The following is a 23827-nucleotide window of genomic DNA, read 5'->3' as shown; positions in this document are numbered from 1 at the left end:
GCCGGCGGGGGCGTCGACGGTCCCGTCCGGGCCGACCACGACCGCGGCGGCGGCGTCGTCCTGGGTGGAGAAGATGTTGCAGGACACCCAGCGCACCTCGGCGCCGAGCTCGCGTAGCGTCTCGATCAGCACGGCGGTCTGCACGGTCATGTGCAGCGAACCGGCGATGCGAGCGCCCTGCAGCGGCTTGTCGGTGCCGAACTCCTTGCGCAGCGCCATCAGGCCGGGCATCTCGTGCTCGGCCAGGCGCAGCTGGTGACGACCAGCCTCGGCCAGCTTGATGTCCGCAATCGCGAACTCCAGGCCATTGACTGTCGTGCTCTGAACATGGCTTTTGGTCATGAAAGAGTCCCCCAGGTTTTGGTGGAATGCCGCATTGAGTCAATGGGCAGGGGTCCAAGCGTAAAGATCTGGACCCAGCTAACCACCATCACCGCAGTTCTTTTCGCTTCGTGGGTGGATCACCGGCGTGGTCATCGTCACGAGAATCAACGGGACTCCGGTCCTATATCGACAAAGATGACGGGGACCGGCCGCATATGACGGTGACGCTTGCCTCCCTCAGTGAAGAACGCCGCGTAGCCCGCGTTGGCCCCAGTGGGTATCGATCACGGCTTTGCAAGGAGACCGGCAGATTGACTGTCACCAGTGATGTGCGTGCATCCAAATCGACTTCCCCGGCCTTCGCAGTGGTGGTGTTGATCGGCACCTTCATGGCCTCGTTGGATGTCTTTATCGTGAATGTCTCGCTGCCTTCGATCAGCAGCAACCTCGGCGCGGGACCGTCGGAGCTGGAGTGGATCGTCGCCGGGTACGCATTGCCCTACGGTGTGGGCTTGCTGGCCGGGGCGCGGCTGGGTGACCAGTTCGGCCGTCGCCGACTGTTCCTGTGGGGTATTTCGGGTTTCACCCTTGCTTCCGCTGCCTGCGGGTTCGCGCCTGCGCCGGGCCTGCTCATCGGCGCCCGCGCGGTACAGGGGCTGGCCGCGGCCGCGCTCACTCCGCAGGTGATCGCATCACTCACCACCGTGTACACCGGCAACGCCCGGGCCCGGGCGGTCGACGCGTACGCGTTCACACTAGGGATTGCCGGCGTGCTCGGCCAGCTCATCGGCGGCGCTCTGCTCCGGCTGAACATCGCCGACAGTAGCTGGCGTGCATGCTTTCTGGTCAACATTCCGGTTGGCGCGGCGATCGTGCTGGTCGGCCGGCGCTACCTCGTGGCCATCCCGACGCACCGCAACCGTTTCGATCCGGTCGGCGCTGGACTGCTGGGCGCCGGCTTGTTCCTGGTCATTCTGCCGCTGGTGGAGGGGCATTCACAGGGCTCGCCACCCTGGACCTGGGTGTGCCTGGCCGTGAGCCCGATCGTGATCGCGTTCTTCGTGCGGTACGAACGTCGCTTCAGCCGCCGCGGCGGATCCCCGATGATCGAGATGGCGCTGTTCCGCGAGCGCGCCTTCGCCACTGGAATTGGTGTACAGCTGGTGTTCTGGATCGGGCAGGGCGCGTTGTACTTTGTCCTCGCCCTCTATTGCCAGGACGGACTCGAGCTCGAGCCGATCAAGGCTGGACTCGTCATCCTGCCGGCGGGCGTCGGCTATATGCTGACCGCGACCATCAGCCGCCAGCTCGCCGCCCGGTTCGGCAAGCAGGTCCTGGCCGGTGGCTCGCTCGTGATGATCATCGCGCAGGCGGCCCTCCTGACGCTCCAGTCGCACGCCTCGCACGGCGATCCATGGCTGCTCTGTGCGCCCTTGTTCGTCAACGGACTCGGCACGGGACTGCTGGTCGCGCCGTTGGTGAGCACCGTCATGGCAGGCGTCGACACTCGGCACATCGGTTCGGCCGCCGGTGTGCTCAACACCGGGGTACAGGTCGGCACCGCCGGGGGCGTCGCGTTGATCGGCATCCTCTTCTACCGCGAACTCCACGGCGACTCAGCGAACGACGCCGTCCGGCACGCGTTCGTGCACGTGATTCCGTACCTGATCGGCCTGGCAGCTCTGGTCGCACTCCTGGCACAGCTGCTACCAGGTCGTGAGCCCGCGTCGGCTCGAAGCAGCTAGGGCCGTCTGGCGTATATATCACAATGAAGGCACTTGCCGAAGCGTACGCTTCGGAACTATCGTGGTTTGCATCGGACGATTCTTCACCTGCCGTTTGGAATATGACACCCGGCTCAGGTGCGATGAAATTGCACGTGGGTCCACAGGCTGCTTGTGGTGTCCGCCTTTCCTTCCTTTGGGCGGACCGAGACGTGGCTTGGCGCTGTGTGGCAGAGCGGTGCCAAGCCACGTTTTTGCGCGACCGGAAAAGTGTGGGGATCACGTGCTGAGTAACAAAGACGTGCGTGCCCCGAAGCGTATGGTTCGGCAACGTGGCGACAATTACAGGCGGCAGCCGCCTGCTGTGCGCGTCATATCAAGCCGGCCGCGCTGCGCAATTTCACGGCACGGAGTTTGCCGGCACCACCGACGACAAGGAGTCCTTCCGGCAGATCCTGTACGCACAGTTCCATCCGGCGGGTACATGTCGCATCGGCGACGACGAGAACGTCGTCCTGCGCCCTGTCGGTGACCGCCACCGGGTTCGACATGCAAGCTGATGGTCCACGGACTCACCGGGCAGCGTGTCCGATGCCTCGGTGATGTTCACGTCCATCCGGGCCAACCTCAACGCGACGGTGCTGGCCATCGGTGAGCGGGCGTCTCTGTTCAGCACGATGGGAAAGGACGAGTTGATGTCAGCGATCTGATCGCCGTCCGCCCGCCCACCGCCACCCTCTCGCATATCCGACATTTCTCGAGATTCAGTCGGCTCGGCTGGGCCGCTGCACGGCTGGGCTCGGCGCGCGGCTACACGGCGCTTCCATTCCGTGAGACAGGCGACCGCCTGCTGAGACCCGCGCCCGCATCATGGACCCACCGTCCGCGATGTGGGATCAGCGTCCATTGTAGAGAGTAGCTTTGTCACGTAACGAGGCTTTCGTCCCGCAGATTTCCCCGGCCGAATGTGAACCTTGGAGAGTTATGGCTCGTATGTGGGCGCAACTCTCCAAGGTTGACAAAATCCACGACGTGGAACTGTTCAGCTGGTTTTCGCGCCGCTCACCCTCCGATGCGTTGGCCTTCCGTGGCGGACCTGAGGGCCGCGGCTGTGGGGAGCTGGGACGTTTCGGCCGTGGCGGGTGCCCACACCTGCGGTGGGTCGCCACGTGTGGGGAGCCGCGGCCTTTCAAGCCGTCGCGACTGCCCACACCCGGGTGGGGTGGTCGTGGTGTGGGGGGAGCCGTAGCGTCCCCGGCGTCGCGATTTCCCGTACGTGGGTGGGGGTGGTCGTGGTGTGGGGAGCCGTAGCGTCCCCGGCGTCGCGATTTCCCGCACGTGGGTGGGGGTGGTCGTGGTGTGGGGAGCCGTAGCGTCCCCGGCGTCGCGATTTCCCGTACGTGGGTGGGGGTGGTCGCGGTGTGGGGAGCCACAGCCTTCCCGGCGTCGCGATTTCCCGTACGTGGGTGGGGGTGGTCGCGGTGTGGGGGGCCGTAGCGTCCCCGGCGTCGCGACTTCCCACACGTGGGTGGGGGTGGCCGTGGTGTGGGCAGCCACAGCCTTCCCGGCGTCGCGACTTCCCACACGTGGGTGGGGGTGGCCGTGGTGTGGGCAGCCACAGCGTCCCCGGCGTCGCGACTGCCCACACCCGGGTGGGGCGCCCATTGTGGGGAGCCGGGACCTGCCCGGGCCTGGCGGCGCCGCCTCGCACGGGGACTCCCGGCCGACGGAGCCAGCTGAACAGGTACACGATGTGACCGCGGTGTCCACATCGCGGGACCGCCCGGCCGTGAGTGGATCGCCACAGCGCCTCAGCTCTGCCACTACCGCGCCACCCGCCAGGCCGTGACCAGGTCGCTCACCCACGGTTAGGGCTTACTCGTCCAGGGCTACCTGGGTGAGTTCGCGCCCGTCTGACCACTGCCTTCATCGCGCCGGTCCGCCGGCGAGGTCGCATCCCGACGCCGGAAAATAACTGATCAGCGACCTTCGACTTCTCCCCTCCATGCTTGGCGCGTACCTGGCCACCCCGGGTATAACTCGCGGCGCCTTATCGCATTTCGGTCCCGCAAACCGCGCGTATCGCCCTCTGGGGCGTCGCCTGCCGCGCGGATCGCTGCCAGATGGCGGGGACGCGGGTGGGGTGCGTGGCGCAGCAAATGCCTGATCATCCGCGACTCCACCTCGCCGGCAGCCGAGCCCCGGTCCTCGGCAGGCATCCGGACGCCTGATCGCGCGGTGTGCCCGCCGTGGCGACGGCGTGGTCCGTCAGAAATCCTCGATTGACCAGCTCGCTCGTGATGCAAAACTGTCCGACAGTCCTACCTCGAACGCGGCCAGGAAGTTCAGCAGCTCGAGCCGTGCGGCGTCATTGATCGTGCGGTGGTTCAGGAACGTCGATGTCACGAGGTTCGAGCGATCCTCGACCAAGTCGATCAGGTCGGCAAGCTGACGGTGAGCGTCGATCGTCGCGTCCGGCCCGACCTCACGGCACCAGGCGTCGATAAGGTCGCGATCGGTGGAGACGGCGTCGATCCCGCAGCACCCGCGCACGCACACGACCTCGCACGCGATGATGCACTCCCTCAATGGCGAGGGTATTTCGACCGTTACGTCCATCATCGCCGCTCCCTCCGCCGAGCCCGCACCGGACCGGCCGTCGACGCTAGCTCCTGACCCGGCCGCACTCCAGCTATATGTCGGCCGGGGAGGCGGGCGCGACAATCTCGCACTTGGCAGACGTCCGCACCGACGTTGACGCTCGGTTACCGGAATTGAGCTCTCGCTGCCGGACCGGGTTGGGGTCAGACCAGGCCGTCACATGACGCATGCCCCTCGGCCACGTCGTGGACAGGGGACCCAGCCTCGCGGAGGCCATCCCAGACCGGGATGCGGGTCAGGTTGGGAAATGAGGTGGGACGGGGACGGTGTGGCGATCGAGGGGCCGCCGGGCACGACCAGGCCGGTGCCGGTCCCGCCCATCTCGGCCGGGTAGCAGCCGATGATCATGCGGGCTGTGCAAGGAGTGAGAACAGGTCGGCGTCGTACGACGGCGTCCAGCGCACGGGCAGGCCCACGGACATCAGGTGGCTGCCGGAATAGACAGCGTCGCCGCAACGGTAGCGCGCGGCCGGATCGAGACCGCGCAGCGGCAGCCGGACGTCGCGGCCGGGCACCAGATCGCGGCCGTCCAAGCCTCCCGCGTTCCACGCCAGCACCACGGTTCGTTCGTTCAATGTGTACTGGACGGCGCACCGAGCCGAATCCGGGTCGCCGATGCGATGCACCTCGCCGCGGGTGATCACGTCACGTACATCCTTGTACCGGGCCACCCACGCGGCCGCCTCCGAACGCTGCGCGGGCGTCCAGGTGGTGATGTCCGCGCCGATCCCGAGCACCCCGGCGCTGGCGAGCACGAACCGGAAGGCGAGCGAGCGGGGCCGCACGTCGAACATCCCGGTCGCGTCGGTCACCCACGAGCTCATCAGGTGCGGCGAGTGCGCGGACAGGAACCCGTGCTGAATCCGCAACCGGTCGAGCGGCGCGGTGTTGTCGCTGGGCCACACCACGTCGGTGCGGGCCGCGATCGCGTAGTCGACCCGGGCGCCGCCGGCCGCACACCCTTCGACGGTCACGTCCGGATGGACCGCCCGCAGGTGGTCCAGCACGCGGTACAGGTTGCGGACGTGCGCGCCGTCCAGGTCGGCGGACGGGGCAGCCTCGGTGCGCGGCCGGTTGAAGTCCCACTTCAGGTAACTGATCGGGTACGTGCTCAGCAGGGAGTCCAAGGTGTTCCGGACGAACTCGAAGACGTCCTCGCGTCCGAGGTTCAACAGGTACTGGTTCCGGATGGTTGTCCGTGGTCGCCCGTCGGTCTGATAGATCCAGTCCGGGTGCTTCTCGAACAGCGCGGACCGCGCGTTCACCATCTCCGGCTCGACCCACAGCCCAAACTCCATACCACGGGCCCGAACCGCGTCCACAAACGATCCGAAGCCGTCGGGGAACTTGGCTGGATCCGGTGTCCAGTCACCCAACCCGCCGGTGTCGTCGTGCCGCCCCACGAACCAGCCGTCGTCCACGACGAACGTCTCGACGCCCAGCGAGGCCGCGATGTCCGCGAGCGCGAGCTGCCCGTCGGCCGTCACGTCGAAGGTGGTCGCCTCCCACGAGTTGTAGATGACCTTCCGGGTACGCCGGAGCCGGTCCCCGGCGAGATGCCGCTCGTAGGCGTGCCATTGCCGCGCGACCCCGTCCACCCCGTCCGCGCTGTAGACCCCGGCCGCGACCGGCGTGGTCACCGACTCGCCGGGCCCGAGCGTGACCGGCGACCCGTCGAGCGACCGCCCGGCCTGCACCCGGGTCAGCCCCGCCACGTCCGCGGATGCCGTGATGTGCCAGGACCCGGACCAGGCCAAGCCGACGCCGTACGTGGCATCCCCGTTACCAACCGCAAGATACGGCGAGAACTGGTGTCCGGTAACGCCTTGCGCACTGCCGATCTGAAATCGACCACGATCGAGCCGGACCGAAGCCGGCGTGAACTCCTGTGCCCACTGCCCCCAGAGGTACGACAACGTCACGCCGGAGGGCGAGGGTATCGAGAACCCGGCCGAGTCAAGGCGCGTGACGGAAACCGGCGCCGAGCCGCCATTGTGGACCACAACCCAACGTTCGATGACGTCGGTGCCTGCCGCGAAACGCCACCGCAGCGTGACCCGCAACCCGGTCACGTCGTCGACGAAGAGCGCCCGCAGCCCGTCCTCCTCGGCAACCGAATCCAGCCGCCACGTCAGCACCTGCCCCGCCACCGCGAGGTCGGCCCCGAGGAATGGCCGCACCCCGTCCGGCGCGTACTCGGTCGCCGCCACGTCCCCGGGAAGCATGTACTGCACCTTCCCGTGGAACGCGTACGGCGAAGGGCCGTCGCTGACCCCGTGCGGCCCCCAGGCGACCAGGTCGATCCGGTCGCCGCCCGCGGCCACGGTGTATTCGGTGGCGGCACCGGTGATGGTCCACATGCTCAGCGGTTCTCCCGGAACTCGTCGTTCAAGCGGCGTTGCAGCGTCACGTTGTTCCACATCGGATGGTGCGGTGCCGCGTTCGAGCACACCACCGTCCCCCAAGCGCCGAGGGACCGCGCCTGACGCACGGCGTGCGCACAGATCTCGGCCCCGACCGGCCCTTCCTCGAAGCCGGCGTACAACGGGGTGTAGCCCACCCAGCCCTCGCCGAAGACCAGCGGAATGTCCCGCGACGCCGCATAGTCGGCGGCCACCGCCAGCCAGGTGTCCAGCGTCTCGCGCATGGCGATCCGGTGCGCGCCGTACCGATCATAAAGCCATTTGTCCCATTTAAGGGGGTCGCACCAGTCGTGGGTGTAGACCTCCCGATGCGGCACGATCGTCGCGTCCGTCTTCCACGACTCCGGCGGACGCCAGTCGGCCAGCATCGGCGCGTCCTCGCGCAGCAGCTCCGCGAAGGCCCGCTCCTGCGGGAACGGCCGCGTGGTGTCGCGCAACGCGAACTCGTCGTAGAGCTGCCCGAGTACGCCGTACACGTAAGGATGGAAGACCGCGACGTCCTGGTTGCGCGGCAGCCCGCGCATGGCACCGACCGGCACGCGGCTGTAGTTGGCGGCCATCAGGACGTCCGGATGGCGCTTCTTGAACCGGTCGATGCCGCGCTCCAGCGAGCGCTGGATCCCGAGCACGCCCGACCCGTCGTTGAGCCCGCTGTGCGTGACCTCGTTGTGCAGCTCGACGTAGGCGACCACGTCGTCCAGCCCGTGGTCGCGCAGGAAATCGATCAGCGCGGCGTGCGCGTCGGCCAGCACGACGGTCCGGTCGGCGAACGGCACCGCTTGCAACGCCTGGTGCCAGGCCGGGGACACCGAGAACGACGGGCTCTGCTGGTACTCCCAGCTCGACACGATCACCCGGCAACCGTGCGCCTTCGCCGCCCGGAACAGCGACAACAGATGCTGCCGGCCATCCAGGGCCGGCCCCGAGGAAGGCACGTCGTACCAGCGGGTCCGCTGGCCGAATGAACCGCCCAGACCGGAGAACCGCAGCGCCGACGTGTCCAGCCCGGAGCCGAACAGCAGGTACGGCATGGCGCAGATCCGGACCGTGTCGTAGCCGCGCTCGACGGTGTCCCGGAAGGCGCGTCCGAGATCGGCGAACTCAAGACCGGCCCGCGTGTACCAGCTGAAATCCCACAGCGTGATGGTCAGTGGCGTCATTTCGACGATCCCACCAGGAGGCCGGACACGAAGTGCCGCTGGAAGGCGAAGAAGACGATCGCGGTCGGCACCGCGGCGATCACCGAGGCGGCCGCCACCACGTTCCAGTTGCTCACGTATCCGCCCTGCAGGTTCAGCAGCGCCGCGGTGACCGGCAGTTTCGCCTCGGTGCGCAACACCGTGATGGCCCAGATCAGGTCGTTGAAGATCCAGGTGGTGGCGAGCGCCGCGAGGGCCGCCAGCGACGGCCGGCACAACGGCATGATGATCCTGGCGTAGATCGACACCACGCCGGCGCCGTCGATGCGGGCCGCCTCGGTCAGCTCGCCCGGCAGCGACCGCATGAACCCGTACAGCACGAAGGTGTAGAAGCCGAGCCCGAAGCCGACGTGGATGGCGATCAGCGCGACGAGCGTGTCGTACAGGCCGAGCGACTCCATCACCCGCGACACCGGGATCAGCAGGATCTGCGGCGGCAACAGGTTGCCCGCCAGCATGGTGAGCAGAATGGCGCGTCGCCCGGGGATTTCAAACCTACTGAGCGCGTACGCCGCCCACGACGCCAGCAGCAACGTGATGATGACGGCGGGCACCGTGACCTGGACGCTGATCCAGAGGGCCCGGCCCATCTCGCCGCGGCCGAACGCCTCCCGGAAGCCGTCCAGCGAGAACGACGTGGGCAGTGCGGCCGTCCCGCGTCCGGCGATGTCGTCGAACGAGCGGAACGCGAGCATCAGCACGAACACCATGGGCGCCACCCAGATGACGGCCAATGGCGCCATCACCGCGTGAAAACCCCATCGGCGGCGCTTGCGGTTCGGTGGCGTACCGGAAGCAACGGTGTCCTGGCGTACGGGATCGAGGGTTGCGGCGGTCATCAGCCGGCCTCCTCCTTCGTGGCCCTGATCAGATAGGTGATGATGAAGACGAGGGCCAGCGCGAAGATGACCACGGCGATCGCGGACGCGTAGCCGAGGTTCAGGAACGTGAAGCCCTGCTGGAACATGTACGTGCTGAGCAGCTCGGACGAGTGGTACGGACCGCCCTGCGTCATGGCCCAGACGATGTCGAAGGTGCGCAGCGAGTCGATCACGGTGACCGCGAACACGACGGTGTTGACCCCGCGCAGCTGCGGCCACGTGACGAACCGGAACCGCTGCCACGCGCTCGCGCCGTCCATCGCCGAGGCGTCGTCCAGCGTCGGGTCGGTGCCCTTGAGCCCGGCCAAGTAGAGAACCATGACGTAGCCCACCTGGCGCCACACCGCGGCCACCAGCACCGCGTACAGGGCGGTGTCCGGGTTGGCCAGCCACTGCTTCTCCCAGCCGTCCAGGCCGACCGCGCCGAGCAGCGTGTTGATGGTTCCGTCCGGCTGGTACTGGACTCGCCAGAACAGACCGGTCACCGCCAGCGAGAACACCATCGGGAGGTAGATCGCGCTGCGGTACAGGCCGACCCCGCGGCGAGGCCGGTTCAGAGCCACGGCCAAGGCCAGCCCACCGAGCACGGACAACCCGCCGAATCCGATGGCCCACACCACGTTGTTCTTCAGCGCGCCGAGGAACACGTCGTCGGAGAACAGGTTCCGGAAGTTCGCCAGCCCGACGGGCTTGGCCGCACCAAGCCCGTTCCACTCGGTGAGCGACAGGTAGAAGCTGTTCACCGCCGGCCAGAACACCATGCCAACCTCGACCAGCGCCGGGACCAGCAGGAACAGCCAGACCACCTTCGGGACGGCGCGCAGCCGGGATCGGCGCCGCGCCGGCGCCGCGACCGCGGTCACGAGCCCAGGACCTTCTTCGCGGACGCCTGCCACTCGGTGAGGATCGCGTTGACGTCACCGGGTTTGTCGAGGAACTTCGTCAGCGCGGTGTCGGCGGTGGTCTGCAACTCGTCGCTGGAGTCACGGTTGAAGAACTGGGTGAGACCCTTCGCCTCGCCGAGCATCTTGATGCCCTTCTGCACCAGCGGCGAGAACGTGCTGGTGTCGACCTGTGTGGAGGTCGGCAGGTTCGACGACTTGGCGAGCTGGATGAACTGCTGCTGCGCGGGCGCGGATGCCAGGTAGGACAGCAGGTCCTTGGCGCCGGCCGGGTTCTTCGACTTGGCGCTGGCGAAGTATCCGTCGGTCGGCGCCTCCTCGGCCACCGGCACGCTCGGATCGATGATCGGCACCTGGAAGAAGTCGAGGTCGTCGACCACGTCCGCGGGAACCGCCGAGGTGATGAAGGCGCCGATCAGGTACATGCCGGCCTTCTTCGACGCGAGCGGGGTGACCGCGTCCTGCCACGAGTACGACCGGCCCTTCGGGTCGATGAACTCGAGAAGCTGCTTGTAGTGGTCCATCACGGCCTTGACCTCGGGGCCGTCGAAGGGGTGCTTGCCGGCGAGCAGGTCGCGGTGGAACTCGGCACCGTTGATCCGCAGGTTCAGGTAGTCGAACCAGCCGGAAGCCACCCACGCGGTCGAGCCGGTGCCCATGGTGATCGGCGCGGCGCCCTTGCTCTTGATGGTCTTGCAGACGGTGATGAACTCGTCCCACGTCGTCGGGACCTGCACGCCCCACTGCTGGAACATGGACTTCCGGTAGAAGACGCCCCACCAGTAGTAATTCGTCGGCACGAAGATCTGCTTGCCGTTCGCGGTGGACAGCTCCTTGAGGGCGGGCGAGAAGTTCGCGCACGCGCCGTTGCCGGTCCACATGTCGGAGACGTCGAGCAGGAAGCCCTTGCTGGCGTAGTCGCGGGCGACCGAACCGGCGTACCAGGTCAGCACGTCGGGTGGGTTGCCCGAGTTCAGGTAGGTGGGCAGCTGCGCCCGGAAGGTCTCGATCGCGATGGTGTTGAGCGTGGTCTTCGTCTTGGTATAGCCCTCGACCACCTTCGTCAGGGCGGCCTTCGGGTCGGGGTCCGAAAGCGAGGACTGCAGGGTCAGCGTGCTGGAGGCGGCGCTGGAACCGCTGTCACTCCCGGTAGCGCATGCACCGAGGAGTCCGGCCGCACCGATGCCGCCGATCCCGGCGAGGAACCCACGGCGACTGAGGGGAGCAGAGATCATTCGTGCCTCCTGGTTGGTGTTTCCAGAAGGTTGCATCAGTGTCGATGGCCTGTCAACATATCTTCGTAATTAATGAAGACTTCTCGACGGCAGGGGTGTGCATGACCGGTCGTTTCGCAGGTCGTACGGCGGTGGTCACCGGAGCGGCCGGGGGCATCGGGGCGGCGGTGGCCCGGCGGCTGGGTGCCGAAGGGGCGGCCGTGGTGCTCGCCGACATCCGTCCCGCCGACGATGTGGCCAAAGAGATCCCGCGCGCGGTGGCGGTCGTGGCGGACGTGTCCGACGAGGACGACTGGGCTCGCGTGGCGACTACCGCACGTGACAATTTCGGACCGGTCGATGTGCTGGTGAGCAACGCGTACACGGTGGACGTGGCCCCGCTGGACGCGACAAGCCGCAAGTCGTGGGAGCGTCAGATCGGCGTCAATCTGACTGGTACATTTCTCGGGATAAAAGCTCTCTTATCCGATTTGTGCTCGACGGAGCGAGGCAGCGTCGTGGTGGTCTCGTCGGTCCACGCGATGATCGGGCTGCCCGGCCGGCCCGCCTACGCCGCGGCCAAGGGTGGCCTCGTCGCGCTGGCCCGCCAGCTCGCCGTCGAGTACGGTCCGGCGCTGCGGGTGAACACCGTCATTCCAGGACCGATCATGACGGCCGCGTGGGACTGGGTGTCCGAAGAGGACCGTGCCGCGAGCGTCGCCGAGACGGTGGCCGGCCGGTTCGGTACGCCGGACGAGGTGGCCGCCGCGGTCGCCTTCCTGGCATCGCCGGAGGCCTCCTACGTGACCGGGACGAGCCTGGTCGTGGACGGCGGCTGGACCGCTACCAAGTCCTCCACATGAAAAGGGATGCGCATGCAGTCGTACTCGCCCCGGGGCGTACACGGACAGACGGTGGAGCTCCTCGCCCAGCGGATCCTCACCGGCCAGCTCGCCGAGGGCGCGATCCTCGACCTGTCCGCCCTGCAGACCGAGTTCGACGTGAGCCTGACCGTGCTGCGCGAGGCGCTGCGGGTGCTGGCGGCCAAGGGACTGGTCGACGCCCGGCCCAAGCGCGGCACGTTCGTGCGGCCACGCGCCGCCTGGAGCCTGCTCGACGGTGACGTGCTGCGCTGGCAGTTCGCCCGCTCGCATCGCCCCGGCCTCTTCGACGACCTGCACGAGCTGCGCACCATCGTGGAACCCGGCGCTGCCTCACTGGCCGCCGACCGGGCCACCCCGGCGGACCTGGAAGCGCTGGACACGGCGCTGGCTGCCATGGCGGAGGCCGGCGACGACCCGGCCGCCGCGGTCGCCGCCGACCTCGCCTTCCACCGCGCGCTGCTCGCCGCGACCCACAACGAACTGATCCAGCGCATGGAGGTGGTCATCGAGACGGGCCTCGCCGAACGTGACCGGATGGTGCACGGCGCCGCCGGTCCCACCGACCCGGTGCCGAGCCACAAAGCCGTGGTGGACGCGATTCGCCGGCACCATCCCGCCCAGGCCGCGCGCGCCATGGGCACGTTGCTCGACCAGGCCATCGAGGACGTGGCCCGGTTGGAAAGGACCCGGCTTGAAGATCGACAGGATTGAAACCTTCCTGGTACCCCCGCGCTGGCTCTTCTGCCGCGTCCAGACCGACGAGGGAATCATCGGCTGGGGCGAGCCGGTCGTGGAGGGGCGGGCCGAGGTGGTCCGGGCCGCGGTCGACGTCCTCGCCGAGTACCTGATCGGCGAGGATCCGCTGCGCATCGAGCATCACTGGCAGGTGCTCACCAAGGGCGGCTTCTACCGCGGCGGGCCGGTGCTCTCCAGCGCGGTGGCCGGCCTCGACCAGGCGCTCTGGGACATCGCCGGCAAGGTGTACGGCGCGCCGGTCCACGCGCTGCTCGGCGGGCCGGTGCGGGACAAGGCCCGGGTGTACGCCTGGGTGGGCGGCGACGAGCCCGGCGAGATAGCGGACGCGGTCGCCGCACACGTCGAGGCCGGGATGACCGCGGTCAAGATGAACGCCAGCGGACGCCTGTCGCCGGTTCCGACCACCGCCGAGATCAACGACGTGGTGGCCCGGGTCGCGGCCGCCCGCGCGGCCGCCGGCGACGACCGGGACGTGGCCATCGACCTGCACGGCCGGTCCAGCCTGCCGGCCGCCCGGATGATCCTGCCGGCGGTGGCGCCGCTGCGGCCGTTGCTGGTCGAGGAGCCGCTGGTGCCCGAACAGACCCATCTGCTGGCCGATCTGGTGCGCTGCTCGCCGATCCCGGTGGCGACCGGGGAACGGCTCTACGACCGGGCCGGCTTCCTGCCGGCGCTGCAGGCCGGCGTCAGCGTGGTGCAGCCGGACCTCGCGCACGCCGGGGGCATTTCCGAGGTACGCCGGATCGCCGCGCTCGCCGAGACGTACGGCGCGTTGCTGGCCCCGCATTGCCCGCTCGGCCCGATCGCGCTGGCCGCTTCGCTGCAGGTCGCGTTCGCCACGCCCAACTTCCTGATCCAGGAGCAGAGCATGGGCATCCACTACCACCAGGGTTCGCCGGCCGATCTGCTGTCCTATGTGGCCGACGCGTCGCCGTTGCGGATCGAGGCCGGGCACATCGCCCGCTTCGACGGTCCGGGCCTGGGAATCACGATCGACGAGCAGGCCGTACGCCACGCCGACGCGACCGGCCACGCCTGGCGTAACCCGGTGTGGCGCCACGAGGACGGGTCGTTCGCCGAATGGTGACCGTTACCTTCGACGCGGCGCTGGGCGGTCGCTGGACCTCGTTGTCGGCCGCCGGGCGCGAATGGCTGTGGCACCGCCCCGCCCCGGACCGAGCGTTCCCCTCCGCCTCCTTTGTGGACGCCGGTGGGGTGGAGGAGTGCATCCCGACCGTCCGCGGCAACCCGGACCACGGAGACGCTTGGTCACGGCCGTGGGCGGTCCATGACGGCAGTGCCACGGTCACCACCAAAAATTTCTGGCTAAGTCGGAAATTTACGGAGGATGGAGACCGCCTGGTGGTCTCCTATCGGCTGACGGCGGCACCGGGGTGGCGGTTCCTGTGGGCCGCCCACGCCCTGCTCGACGTGTCCGAGGACGCGATCCTCCAGGCCCGTCCCGGCACCCGGACCCGCATCGACGGGACAGTCGACGCGACCTGGCCGACCCCGTTGCACAAACTGGGCCCGGACGACGGCACGGCGACCGGCGCGATCCTTCTGGACTGCCCAACCGCCACCATCGCCGACGGCCAACGGCTCACCTTTGGCCTCGAGGCGCCCGGCCAGCCCGTCTCCACCGCCCTCTGGCGCAACCTGCGCGGCTGGCCGGCCGGGAACCCGTACCGCAGCATCGGTGTCGAGCCGATGCTGGGCCACGTCTGGGACCTGGCCGAGGCCGGGCCGGGCGACGCCGCGGTCGTGCCGGCCTCGGGCGTCTGCGAGTGGCGTCTGACGGTGACCGCCGCATGAAGGACGTGGTCTGCGTGGGGGAGACCATGGCCCTGGTCACCCCCGACCCGCCCGTGAGCCTCGCACTCGGTGGGCCGGCGCGGCTCGACGCCGCCGGTGCGGAGTCCACGGTGGCCTGTTATCTCGCGCAGCTCGGCCTCGACGCCGCCTGGGTCAGCCGGCTCGGCGACGACCCGCTGGGCGAGCTCGTCCGCGGCACGGTCGCCGGTTTCGGGGTGGACGTCAGCCCGGTGACGGTGGATCCGGACCGGCCGACCGGGGTCTTCTTCAAGGATCCGGACGGCGAGAAGACCCGGGTCTTCTACGTTCGCGCCGGGTCCGCCGCGTCCGCCATGAGCCCGGCGATGAACGTTCCGGAGGCGCGGATCACGCACCTCAGCGGCATCACCGCGGCCCTGTCCGCGTCGTGCGCCGCGCTGGTCGAGCACCTTCTGACCACGCGGCGGTGCGGCTTCGACGTCAACTACCGGCCGCGACTGTGGCCGGTCGGCCGCGCCGCACCCGTTCTGCGCGGCCTGGCCGCCCGCGCCGCCGTCGTGTTCGTCGGCCTGGACGAGGCGCTCACCCTGTGGGACACGCGCACACCGGACGAGGTCCGGGCCCTGCTGCCCGAGCCGGAAATCCTGGTCGTCAAGGACGGCGCGGTCGGCGCGACCTCGTTCCATCCCGGCGGTGTCACCTTCGCACCCGCTCCGCGCGTCGACGTCGTCGAGGCGGTCGGCGCGGGGGACGCCTTCGCCGCCGGCTACCTGGCCGGCCTTCTCCGCGACCTCGGCGAGCCGGACCGGCTGTGCCTGGGCCACCGCACCGCGGGCGCGGCCCTGCGCACCACCGGGGACGTCGCCACCCTTCGAGAGGAGCACGCATGAGCTTCGACGCCATCTTCGACGGGCAGTCCGTCATGGCCATCCTGCGCGGGCTGGCCGCCGCCGAGACGGTCCGGCTGGCCGAGCGGCTCTGGGACGCGGGAGTGACCGTCCTCGAGGTCCCGATCGGCGCGCCCCCCGCGGTGGCCTCCCTCGCCGCCGCCGCCCACGCCGCCCGCGAACGCGGCTTGCACGTGGGCGCCGGCACGGTCATCACCGTGGATCAGGTGCGGGCGGCCGCGACCGCGGGCGCTCAATACACCGTCGCGCCGGGCCTCGATCTCACCGTCTCCGCCGCCAGCGTCGCGGCCGGCATGCCGCACCTGCCCGGCGTCGGCAGCGCCACCGAGGTGCAGCGCGCCTGGCTCGCCGGGCACCGATGGCTGAAAGCCTTTCCCGCGAAGGCCCTCGGCCCCGCCTGGGTCGCGGCGCTGCGCGGGCCGTTCCCCGACGTGCGGTTCGTCGCCACCGGCGGGCTCACCGCCGGCGACGCGCCCGCCTTCCTCGACGCCGGAGCGCGCGTGGTCGCGCTCGGCGCCGCGCTGGCCGACCCCGGCCAGCGAGAGCAGATCGGCAATTTGCTCCACAAATAGAAGGAGTATCCGTGCGCTTCCTCCGTACCGCTGCTCTCTCCCTCGCCGCGATCCCGTTGATGGCAACACCGGCGATGGCATCCCCCACCCCGGCCCCGGCGCATCATGCCGCCGCGCGGCCCCTGACCCCGTACATGGGCTGGAACACCTACTACGGCCTGGGCGGTGACCCCACCGAGGCCGAAATCAAGTCCATCGCTGGTTTCATGGCCTCGCACGGCCTGCGCGAGGCCGGCTACCGGACCATCTGGATCGACGGCAACTGGGCCGCCCCGGTCCCGCGCAACGCCGCCGGTGATTTGGTGGCCGACCCGGCCCGGTTCCCGTCCGGCATGAAGAACCTGACCAAGTACCTGCACGACCGCGGCTTCCAGGCCGGCATCTACACCGACGCCGGCCCGTACATCGAAGGCCAGTGCGGGCTCGGCAGCTACGGCCACTACCGCGACGACGTCAAGCTGTTCGCGTCCTGGGGCTTCGACGCGCTCAAGGCCGACTGGCTGTGCGGCCGCGCCTCCGGCATGGACCCGGAAACCGCGTACCGTCAGCTCGCCGCCGAGGTCGACCGCGCGCCGCGGCCCATGTTCCTGAACATCTGCAACCCGGTGAGCAGCGACTGGGGCGGCGGCCCGTATCCGCCGCAGAACCTGTCGACGTGGAGCTACACGTACGCCCCGGACGTGGCCACCTCGGCGCGCACCTACACCGACGTCGGGGTGGGCGACCCGACGCCGCAATGGCAGTACCAGTGGGTGCTGCGCAACATGGACGTCAACGCGTACCACCCGTCGGTGACGCGGCCCGGCTACTTCAACGACCCGGACTACCTGCTGCCGATGCGGCCGCTGCCGGACGGCACCGGGACCGAGCTCACCTTCGACGAATCCAAGACACAGCTGGGCATGTGGGCGATGATGGCGTCGCCGCTCGTCATCGGCTCCGACCCGCGGACGCTCCCGGCCGAGATGATCGCCGCGCTGAACAACCCGGAGATCCTGGCGGTCGACCAGGACCCGCCGGTGCGGCAGGGCGTCAAGGTGGCCGACCCGTCGGGGACGACCCAGGTGTGGAGCAAACCGTTGTCCGGCAATGGAAAGCGGGCGGTCGCTCTGCTGAACCGGGGGGACACCGCGCAGCAGATCACGGTCACCTTCGCGAACGTTGCGCTCGGTGGTGGCGTACGGGTGCGGGATCTTTGGGCGCGGCAGGATGCCGGCACCTTCACCGGTGGCTATACCACCACGGTTGCGGCGCACGGCGTCGCGATGCTTGGTCTTACCGGCACCGACCAGGTGGCCGGCACCGACCTGGGTGCCGCGTCGGCCGCACCCGCCATCGCCGGCGGGCAGGTCTTCGCACGCGGCACCGACGGGACGCTGCTGGGCAAGAAAATCGAAGGGCAACCGGCCGCGTACGCCTCCCCGGGCGGCCGCATCGACGTGTTCGCCCGTGGCACCGACAAGAAGATCTGGCACCGCGTCTCGACCGGCGGTGGCTGGGGTCCGTGGACCTCGCTGGGCGGCGCGGCGGCGGACGACCCGTCGGTGGCGTTCGCCGGCCCCACCGACTGGACCGTCTTCGCCCGCTTCGACGACAACCTGATCCACTTCCGGAGCGCGACCGGCGCGTGGACGCTGTTCGGCGGCCCCGACGGCAAGGCGGTGCGCGGCCGTCCGAGCGTGGCGATCGACGGTTCCGGGGCCGTGCATGTGGCGGTGCGAGGGCGTACGGAGGAAATCTCGGAGCGGGTGTTGTCCGGCGGTGTCTGGTCGGACTGGCAGAACCTGGGTGGCACGCTGAGCGGCAGCCCGACCCTGGTCGGCGCGTCCGGCCGCGTCTACATGTTCGCGGTGGCGGCGGACAACCGGTTGTGGCAGCGCAACTACGTCGACGGCGCGTGGGGCGGCTGGTTCCAGCGCGGCGAGTTCGCCACCGACGAGATCCAGGGCGCGGTGGCCGCCGAACCGGAGGCGGACGGCCACGTGACCGTCGTGCTGCGCGGCATCGACGGCCACCTGCATCGCACGTCGCTTTAGAGCGCCGGGCTCCCGGCAGCGGTGCCGGGAGCCCTTCCGGCGATGCACCGCGCGGTGGAATTTGTCGGTCTAACGTTACGAAGAGCCATTGCACAGGGTTATGACTGCCGGAAGGATGCACTCCGCATGGGTGACCGGCCGCGAGCCGGTATACCCGAATGACACTTGAGTTCGAGGACCGCCCGTGCCCGCAACCGACAGCCTTCCGCGCGCCGCCGACAACGACCCTCCGTTACGGGGTGGTCGCGCGCGGGCGGTCCGGTTACGTACGGAGAGATTCGGCTCGATCGTCTACGTGCCGGAACGGGATCATTTCTACGCTCTCGACCGGGAACACACCATAGCGCTTTCCCGGCTGGGCACCGGGCGCCCCGTCCCGGCGTACGATCGCGACCTGGTCGTCGCCATGGCGTCGGCGGGCATCTGCCGGACCGATCCGCCCACCCCGCAACGCGCCTTCTACGGCCGTTCGTTGCTCGGCTCGTTCGCCGGCGGAATCCCGCCCGTCCGGAAGCCCATGGTGGTCAATTGCTTCGCCACGGCACAATGCCCGCTGCGCTGCGGCTACTGCCATGCGGACGACCTGATGGCGTCCTACCGGGAGGAGGAACGACCGGAGTGGCTCGACGAGGTCATCCGGGTCGCGGCCGCCACCCCGGCGATGGTCGGCGTGGTGACCGGCGGTGAGCCACTCGCCCGCCCGGACAACGCCGAGCGGCTGCTGACCGCGCTGGCCCGCGACAAGGCGGTCGTGCTGGACACCTCCGGCGTCGGCGACCTGCGCCGGCTGGTGCCGACGCTGCGCCGCCACGACGCCCACGTGCGTTTCTCACTCGACAGCGCGCAGGCGTCGGTCAACGATCGTCTGCGCCCGATCCACCGGCGGTCCCTGCCGCCGGGCAGCGGCTCGTTCCGCGCCGCCACGGACGGCATCCGGCTGGCCGTGAGCGAGGGACTGGCGTGCAGCGTGCAGACCGTGGTGACGGCGCGGAACTGCGACCCGGCGGGCCTCGCCGAGCTGCGGGACAGACTGCTGAGCGCCGGGGTGCGCACGTGGGCGCTGCACGTGGTGGTGCCGGCCGGCAAGGCGGCCCGCAACGCCCGGGGGCTGCTGGTCGGCGACGACGCGGTGACCACACTGACCGGGCTCGTCGCGGAGACGGCGGCCCAGCGTCTGCCGATCGACATCCGGGTCACCAGCACGCACCGCGCGCCGAACTCGACAGTCCTCATCAGCGCCCGGGGAGAGCTGGCTATCCAGCAACCGGAGGGCGGCGGCAAGGAGATCGCGCCGGTTCCCCGGATCATGGCCCGGCGGAGCGTCCTGCGCCACTTCCGCCGGTTCGTCGACCCCGGGGGGCACGCCAGCCGCTACCTGAACGGGACCCTCGACCTCTACCCGGCGGCCGGGCCCGGCGTCACCGCGGTGCTGCCTGCGGCTGCCGCTGTGTGAGCCACTGGCTCGCGGCCTCCGCCACCATCGTGCCGATCGCCTCGTCCTCGCCTTTGTCGCGGATCACCCGCGCCGGCACATCGCCGGCGGCGCCGGCCTCGCGTAGCCACGGCTCGACCATCGCGAGCCTGTTCTCCGCGTGGAAGACCGCGATGACCCGGCCGGCCGCGGCGAGCCGGGGCGCGACGCGCCGCATGGCGACGTCACTGGACAGCCAGCGGCGGTACTCGCCGAGCGAGCGAGCCCCGGCCAGGTAGGCGATGAGTGACGGATCAAGAATCGCCGCGCAGAGCTCGGCATCCCTTGAGGCGGTTGGCGGACCCACGACCATCCCTCGACGGTAGTCGGCGACGCCCCGTCGCGCAGTCGGCCACGCGGCCCATTGCTAGCCCGCGGTCGTGCCTTGATACAGCTCAGTGGCCCGATGTGCCAGCATCTCGAGAACTCGCTCACCGTCGGCGAGCGCGGTCGCGAACGCGGCCCACGAGTCGATGACGTGGCCACCCACGGCCGGCAGCTCGAGCCTGGTCAGATAGGTCGGGAGCAATACCGCGTTCTGGAACAGCCAGTGGATGTAACGGCCCTCGTCGTCCCAATAGGGCAGCTCACGGAAGCGGTTCAGCTGATCGGCCAGCTCGTCCACGGAGTTCCAGCGCACCATGCCCGACTCGTGGGTGAGGCTCTTGATCCGCGGGTTGTACAGCTGGCTGATCCCGAATCCGTAGATCTGGCGCCACTGCTCCCAGAACAGGCCCTCGTCGCGGCCACCGAGGGTGATCAGCGAGGTGGTCGGGTTCTCGCGCAGCAGGTTGTGCAGGTAGGCCCAGGTCGTGGTCGGGGTCAGCAGCCGGTCGGCGTGGTGCCGCTGCAGGTCCTGCACGATCTTCGCGGCGTTGTCGTCCAGCTCGTAGGGCGCGAGATGCGGCAGCGCCTTGACCGCCGCGAGAGCCGTGTAGAGCGACACCGGGCGCCCGTAGAAGTCGCGGGCCACGCGCCAGGGATCGATCGGCCGTACGAGGGCTTCGTCGGTGGGCTGATCGGCCGGCTCCGGCGTGCCGACGAACGCCGACAGCGACTGCACCCGCACGTCGGCGTCCGGCGTGACGTAGCCGATCCACCGCCGCAGATCCGCCTCGAACGTCTGCCGTGGCTCGACGCCGGCCGGGACGCTCAGGTCTTCCAGCGCCACGACGATGCGGGCGTCACGCGCGGCGAGGGCGCCGGCGGCGAACGCCTGCACCATGTGGATCACCGAGGTCCGGCGACGCAGCCGGACCGGCCAGTACACGAGGGACGGTCCCTCCAGCGGCCCCGGCTCGGCCCACTCCACCCGCCAGGCGAACCGGCGCTCCAGCTCGCGCAGCAGGTCGGGCGGGTCGTCGGGCGGCGCGTTGTCCGGCTGGGAGACGAACAGCCGCTCCCAGGCCGGATGACGCACCTGCACGTTCCTGGTCGGCTCGGACGGCACCGCGACGTCCAGCCGCCGGGCGAGCAGGGGGAGCAGGTGCGAGTTGTCGATCGGGAAGACGTGACTGAGCGGCACGCGCTCCGGCAGCGCCGGCCCCGTGACCGGGGTGCCGCGGCCGTGCGACACCCAGATCACCTGCACCGGGTCCGGCATCGCCTCGATCGCCGCCCGGACCGTTCCGGACCGGTCGCCGGTGCCGAGCACGCACACCACGTCGCCGTCCAGAAGCGCGGCCGCGGACCGGCCGATCCGCAGCGCGGCGTCCTCGTCGAGCGCGTCGCTCAGGCGTGCCGGGGGCGACAGCGGCAGGGGGCGCCAGAAACCGTGCAGGTGATAGACGAGGATCGTGCCGACGGGGGCGGGGCTGGTGTCACCGACCAGGCGGCTCTGCGCGCGGCCCCAGGCCCGCCGGATCGCGATCTCCAGAAGCGGGTCGACGTTCGTCGTCAGAACGTGATGGCCGAACAGTTCGCGGCGGCCCGCCAGCAGGGCGCCCAGCGCCCGCATCGACGCCGGCATCCGCCACGACTCGCGATCGTTCTCCAGCGCCTCGCCGGTCCGGAAGGTCACCGGCTGCCACGAACCACGGCTGCTGAGCGCGGTGGCGTGCGGATCGTGCGGGCGGTACTGCTGCAGCACCGCCTGCTGGGCGATGGCGTCGAACTCGTCCGCGGACAGCCAGCCGGTCAGCACCCGCCGGTACTGCGGGTAGAGCGCGGCCAGCGACTGATCCGCGCAGTCCTCGCTCGCCTGCCGCAGAGCCTTCTGCAGGTCGCCGTCGTCGTTACGCCCGTCTGCGAAGCGGTCCGCCAGCTCGATGAAGTGCGAGACCTGCGGAACGTACTGGTCGTCGAGGCCGGAGCCGACCACCAGGGTGATGTGCTCGCCGTTGCGGTCGCTCTCCAGCAGCCGGTCCACGAGGGCGGCCGAGGCATCCTCGGTCACGGTGCGCTCTCCCTCGTGAAGGTGGCCCGCGGCGCCGGGAGATCGGCCACGGTCAGCACATCGTCGTTGATCAGCCGCTCCAGGCCGCCGGGCGCCCATCCCAGGTAGCCGACGAAGATCCGCATGTCGGCCACGCACTCGCGGACCGAGGGCTGCGCGTCGGTCAGCGGCAGGGAGCCGAGCTTGCCCTTGATCGGGGTGAACCGGATCGGGTCGTCGACTCCCGTCTTGATCCGGACCAGCGCGATGAACGCGTCGCGGGCGATCGGGCCGCCGTCGAAGAGCCTCTTCGGCTCACTGATCTTCGGCCGCCATCCGTTCATCGACTCGGGCAACGGATCGGACGGGCGGTTCAGGCGTACGCCGATGGCACCCGTGTCGTTGTGCCGGAGCACGAGCAGCCGCGCACCGCGGAGCTCACGGTCGGTGACGTCCTTGGCGGCCTCCAGCACCGAGCCCGTCAGATCCCGCCGCCAGATCCGGATGTTGCGCGCGAGCGGCAGGTCGGCCGCCCGGTTGCTCAGGCGCAACTCCGGCTTCTCGTGTCCGCCGGCGAGCAGCTGCTGCGTCACCTCGTCGGCGATGGTCCGGATGGTGAGCACCGGGTCGCTCAACGCCGAGCCGTTGGCCAGCAGATCCAGCAAGGCGCCGGTGAAGGCCGTGTTGCGCTCCCGCAGCGGGGCGCTGGCCGGCCGGTTGGCGCCGGCCGCGAGCAGCAGACACGCGTCCTCAGCGTCGTGATGCCCGAGCCGGTGCGCGGCGTCGGCGGCGGACAGCACCTCCCGGCCCGCGCGGCCGGCGAAGCAGCAGTCGAGCATGATGACCCGGCGCGGCGTACGGCTTTCGCGGGTGGCTTCGCGCAGCTTGGCGTACGGCAGGGTCTGCTCGTCGGGGTGCCGCGGATCCGTGTCGGGCAGGCCGAGCATGAGATCACTGGTGTCGATCAGCCCGTGACCGGCGTAGTAGTAGAGCAGCAGGCCGTCGGGCCGGGTGGCTCGCGCCGCCTCGCGCAGGGCCTGGTAGACGGTGACCGGGCTGGCCGGGTCGTCGATGACGGTGACGTTCCCGGCCGGCAGCCCCCACACGTCCGCATTGGTCAGCGCGTCCCGGAGATCGTCGAGATTGGCGCGGACGGACGGCAGCGGTGTCAGCTTGTCGTAGGTCGACGAGCCGATCAGCACCGCGCGCGAGCTCGCCGGGTTCGCGACATCCATGGTGCGTGTCAGCCGTTGTCCAGCCTGCGCACGATCTCGGCGACGGCATCGGGATCGGACGACTCGACGCGCACCACCGTCCCGTCGGGACGCTCCTGGGTGACCGTGACCGCCGGGGGACCGGGCCGGGTGCGCCGCCAGTCGAGAATCTGCAGGATCAGGCCGCCCGTGGTCAACGCGCTGCTGATCGCCAGCGACAGGACGTCGATGTCGACGCCCTGGTGCTCCGGGTCGGTGGCGCGGCCGTAGCGCAGATCACCGTCACGCTGCACGTTCGCGTCCGCTGCCAACCAGTCACGCAGGGACTCCGTCTCCTCCGGACCCGCTTCCACGCGGAGCTGCAATCGCACGTCTTCGTCCCATTTCTTGGTTCGGTGGCATAGGAACGATATCGAAGGGGATTGAATCTGTCACTATTCGTAATCGTCGGGAAATGGTCAGAGCGTTGCGCGGTCCGGTGCGGAAGGTC

General features: G+C 69.6%; 21 protein-coding genes. 9 read left to right on the top strand and 12 right to left on the bottom strand.

Annotation, left to right across the window (positions count from 1 at the left end; genetic code table 11):
* Positions 1-342, bottom strand: a 342-nt coding sequence (locus HH310_RS23265; RefSeq protein ID WP_211192500.1) for an adenosylhomocysteinase, incomplete at its 3' end; no start/stop codon positions are given.
* 293 nt (positions 343-635) lie between these two features.
* On the opposite strand from HH310_RS23265, the gene HH310_RS23260 reads away from it, so the two are divergent.
* Positions 636-2069: an MFS transporter gene (locus HH310_RS23260; RefSeq protein WP_169177733.1), complete on the top strand. Its 1434-nt coding sequence runs from the start codon at positions 636-638 to the stop codon at positions 2067-2069.
* Between the two features lie 350 nt (positions 2070-2419).
* Here the strand turns inward: HH310_RS23260 and HH310_RS23255 are convergent, their stop codons facing one another.
* The 7 genes from HH310_RS23255 to HH310_RS23225 all read right to left on the bottom strand — a co-directional run bounded on the left by HH310_RS23255 (position 2420) and on the right by HH310_RS23225 (position 11349).
* The gene (locus HH310_RS23255) at positions 2420-2599 is read right to left on the bottom strand and encodes a hypothetical protein (RefSeq protein WP_169177732.1); all 180 of its coding nucleotides are present in this window, start codon (positions 2597-2599) and stop codon (positions 2420-2422) included.
* Between the two features lie 1717 nt (positions 2600-4316).
* Positions 4317-4670 (bottom strand): DUF6331 family protein, encoded by a 354-nt coding sequence (locus HH310_RS23250; protein ID WP_169177731.1) that lies wholly within the window; start codon positions 4668-4670, stop codon positions 4317-4319.
* Between the two features lie 383 nt (positions 4671-5053).
* On the bottom strand, positions 5054-7069 hold the full coding sequence (locus HH310_RS23245; RefSeq protein ID WP_169177730.1) for an alpha-galactosidase: 2016 nt from the start codon (positions 7067-7069) through the stop codon (positions 5054-5056).
* 2 nt (positions 7070-7071) lie between these two features.
* Positions 7072-8292 carry a cellulase-like family protein gene (locus HH310_RS23240; protein ID WP_169177729.1) on the bottom strand — a complete coding sequence of 407 codons (1221 nt, stop codon included), beginning with the start codon at positions 8290-8292 and terminating at the stop codon, positions 7072-7074.
* Positions 8289-9170: a carbohydrate ABC transporter permease gene (locus HH310_RS23235; RefSeq protein ID WP_169177728.1), complete on the bottom strand. Its 882-nt coding sequence runs from the start codon at positions 9168-9170 to the stop codon at positions 8289-8291. Before HH310_RS23235 ends, HH310_RS23240 begins: the two co-directional genes overlap by 4 nt.
* Complete coding sequence (locus HH310_RS23230; protein ID WP_169177727.1) at positions 9170-10075, bottom strand: carbohydrate ABC transporter permease; 906 nt, start codon at positions 10073-10075, stop codon at positions 9170-9172. The genes HH310_RS23235 and HH310_RS23230 overlap by 1 nt, the downstream gene beginning before the upstream one ends.
* Entirely contained in the window at positions 10072-11349 is a 1278-nt protein-coding gene (locus HH310_RS23225; RefSeq protein WP_169177726.1) for an ABC transporter substrate-binding protein, read from the bottom strand. Before HH310_RS23225 ends, HH310_RS23230 begins: the two co-directional genes overlap by 4 nt.
* 101 nt (positions 11350-11450) lie before the next feature.
* Here HH310_RS23225 and HH310_RS23220 point away from each other — a divergent pair, with 101 nt between their 5' ends.
* The 8 genes from HH310_RS23220 (at position 11451) to HH310_RS23185 (ending at position 19731) form a co-directional block, all read left to right on the top strand.
* Positions 11451-12191 (top strand): SDR family NAD(P)-dependent oxidoreductase, encoded by a 741-nt coding sequence (locus HH310_RS23220; RefSeq protein WP_169177725.1) that lies wholly within the window; start codon positions 11451-11453, stop codon positions 12189-12191.
* Between the two features lie 12 nt (positions 12192-12203).
* Positions 12204-12923 (top strand): FadR/GntR family transcriptional regulator, encoded by a 720-nt coding sequence (locus HH310_RS23215; protein ID WP_169177724.1) that lies wholly within the window; start codon positions 12204-12206, stop codon positions 12921-12923.
* Positions 12904-14055: a galactonate dehydratase gene (gene dgoD, locus HH310_RS23210; RefSeq protein WP_169177723.1), complete on the top strand. Its 1152-nt coding sequence runs from the start codon at positions 12904-12906 to the stop codon at positions 14053-14055. Before HH310_RS23215 ends, dgoD begins: the two co-directional genes overlap by 20 nt.
* Positions 14049-14783, top strand: coding sequence for a hypothetical protein (locus HH310_RS23205; RefSeq protein ID WP_169177722.1), 735 nt, complete (start codon positions 14049-14051; stop codon positions 14781-14783). The genes dgoD and HH310_RS23205 overlap by 7 nt, the downstream gene beginning before the upstream one ends.
* A complete protein-coding gene (locus HH310_RS23200; protein WP_169177721.1) occupies positions 14780-15652 on the top strand; it encodes a sugar kinase in 873 nt (290 codons plus the stop codon). The genes HH310_RS23205 and HH310_RS23200 overlap by 4 nt, the downstream gene beginning before the upstream one ends.
* Entirely contained in the window at positions 15649-16242 is a 594-nt protein-coding gene (locus tag HH310_RS23195) for a bifunctional 4-hydroxy-2-oxoglutarate aldolase/2-dehydro-3-deoxy-phosphogluconate aldolase (RefSeq protein ID WP_169177720.1), read from the top strand. The genes HH310_RS23200 and HH310_RS23195 overlap by 4 nt, the downstream gene beginning before the upstream one ends.
* A gap of 11 nt (positions 16243-16253) precedes the next feature.
* A complete protein-coding gene (locus tag HH310_RS23190; protein ID WP_312034273.1) occupies positions 16254-18278 on the top strand; it encodes a glycoside hydrolase family 27 protein in 2025 nt (674 codons plus the stop codon).
* A gap of 184 nt (positions 18279-18462) precedes the next feature.
* Positions 18463-19731: a radical SAM protein gene (locus tag HH310_RS23185; RefSeq protein ID WP_169177719.1), complete on the top strand. Its 1269-nt coding sequence runs from the start codon at positions 18463-18465 to the stop codon at positions 19729-19731.
* Here the strand turns inward: HH310_RS23185 and HH310_RS23180 are convergent.
* Genes HH310_RS23180 through HH310_RS23165 form a run of 4 tightly spaced genes read right to left on the bottom strand, consistent with a single transcriptional unit; the run spans position 19697 to position 23708 of the window.
* Positions 19697-20056, bottom strand: a complete 360-nt coding sequence (locus HH310_RS23180) for a hypothetical protein (protein ID WP_169177718.1) — start codon at positions 20054-20056, stop codon at positions 19697-19699. The genes HH310_RS23185 and HH310_RS23180 overlap by 35 nt on opposite strands.
* A gap of 60 nt (positions 20057-20116) precedes the next feature.
* On the bottom strand, positions 20117-22144 hold the full coding sequence (locus HH310_RS23175; protein ID WP_169177717.1) for a hypothetical protein: 2028 nt from the start codon (positions 22142-22144) through the stop codon (positions 20117-20119).
* Positions 22141-23358 (bottom strand): YqgE/AlgH family protein, encoded by a 1218-nt coding sequence (locus HH310_RS23170; protein ID WP_169177716.1) that lies wholly within the window; start codon positions 23356-23358, stop codon positions 22141-22143. Before HH310_RS23170 ends, HH310_RS23175 begins: the two co-directional genes overlap by 4 nt.
* Positions 23359-23366: 8 nt before the next feature.
* Positions 23367-23708: an effector-associated constant component EACC1 gene (locus tag HH310_RS23165; protein ID WP_169177715.1), complete on the bottom strand. Its 342-nt coding sequence runs from the start codon at positions 23706-23708 to the stop codon at positions 23367-23369.
* Positions 23709-23827: the final 119 nt, after the last annotated feature.

Origin of the sequence: Actinoplanes sp. TBRC 11911, from assembly GCF_012933445.1 — a bacterium.
In the GTDB taxonomy this organism is placed as follows: Bacteria; Actinomycetota; Actinomycetes; order Mycobacteriales; family Micromonosporaceae; genus Actinoplanes.
Note: the sequence above shows the minus strand (reverse complement) of the source record. Positions and strands in the feature narration are given on the sequence as shown.

What these genes read in the sequence shown, in the direction of transcription:
- HH310_RS23245 (WP_169177730.1), bottom strand. Translation starts at nt 7,069, where the DNA reads ATGTGGACCATCACCGGTGCCGCCACCGAATACACCGTGGCCGCGGGC.
- HH310_RS23215 (WP_169177724.1), top strand. Translation starts at nt 12,204, where the DNA reads ATGCAGTCGTACTCGCCCCGGGGCGTACACGGACAGACGGTGGAGCTC.
- HH310_RS23250 (WP_169177731.1), bottom strand. Translation starts at nt 4,670, where the DNA reads ATGATGGACGTAACGGTCGAAATACCCTCGCCATTGAGGGAGTGCATC.
- HH310_RS23195 (WP_169177720.1), top strand. Translation starts at nt 15,649, where the DNA reads ATGAGCTTCGACGCCATCTTCGACGGGCAGTCCGTCATGGCCATCCTG.
- HH310_RS23225 (WP_169177726.1), bottom strand. Translation starts at nt 11,349, where the DNA reads ATGATCTCTGCTCCCCTCAGTCGCCGTGGGTTCCTCGCCGGGATCGGC.
- HH310_RS23170 (WP_169177716.1), bottom strand. Translation starts at nt 23,358, where the DNA reads ATGGATGTCGCGAACCCGGCGAGCTCGCGCGCGGTGCTGATCGGCTCG.
- HH310_RS23205 (WP_169177722.1), top strand. Translation starts at nt 14,049, where the DNA reads ATGGTGACCGTTACCTTCGACGCGGCGCTGGGCGGTCGCTGGACCTCG.
- HH310_RS23220 (WP_169177725.1), top strand. Translation starts at nt 11,451, where the DNA reads ATGACCGGTCGTTTCGCAGGTCGTACGGCGGTGGTCACCGGAGCGGCC.
- HH310_RS23255 (WP_169177732.1), bottom strand. Translation starts at nt 2,599, where the DNA reads ATGTCGAACCCGGTGGCGGTCACCGACAGGGCGCAGGACGACGTTCTC.
- HH310_RS23235 (WP_169177728.1), bottom strand. Translation starts at nt 9,170, where the DNA reads ATGACCGCCGCAACCCTCGATCCCGTACGCCAGGACACCGTTGCTTCC.
- HH310_RS23240 (WP_169177729.1), bottom strand. Translation starts at nt 8,292, where the DNA reads ATGACGCCACTGACCATCACGCTGTGGGATTTCAGCTGGTACACGCGG.
- HH310_RS23200 (WP_169177721.1), top strand. Translation starts at nt 14,780, where the DNA reads ATGAAGGACGTGGTCTGCGTGGGGGAGACCATGGCCCTGGTCACCCCC.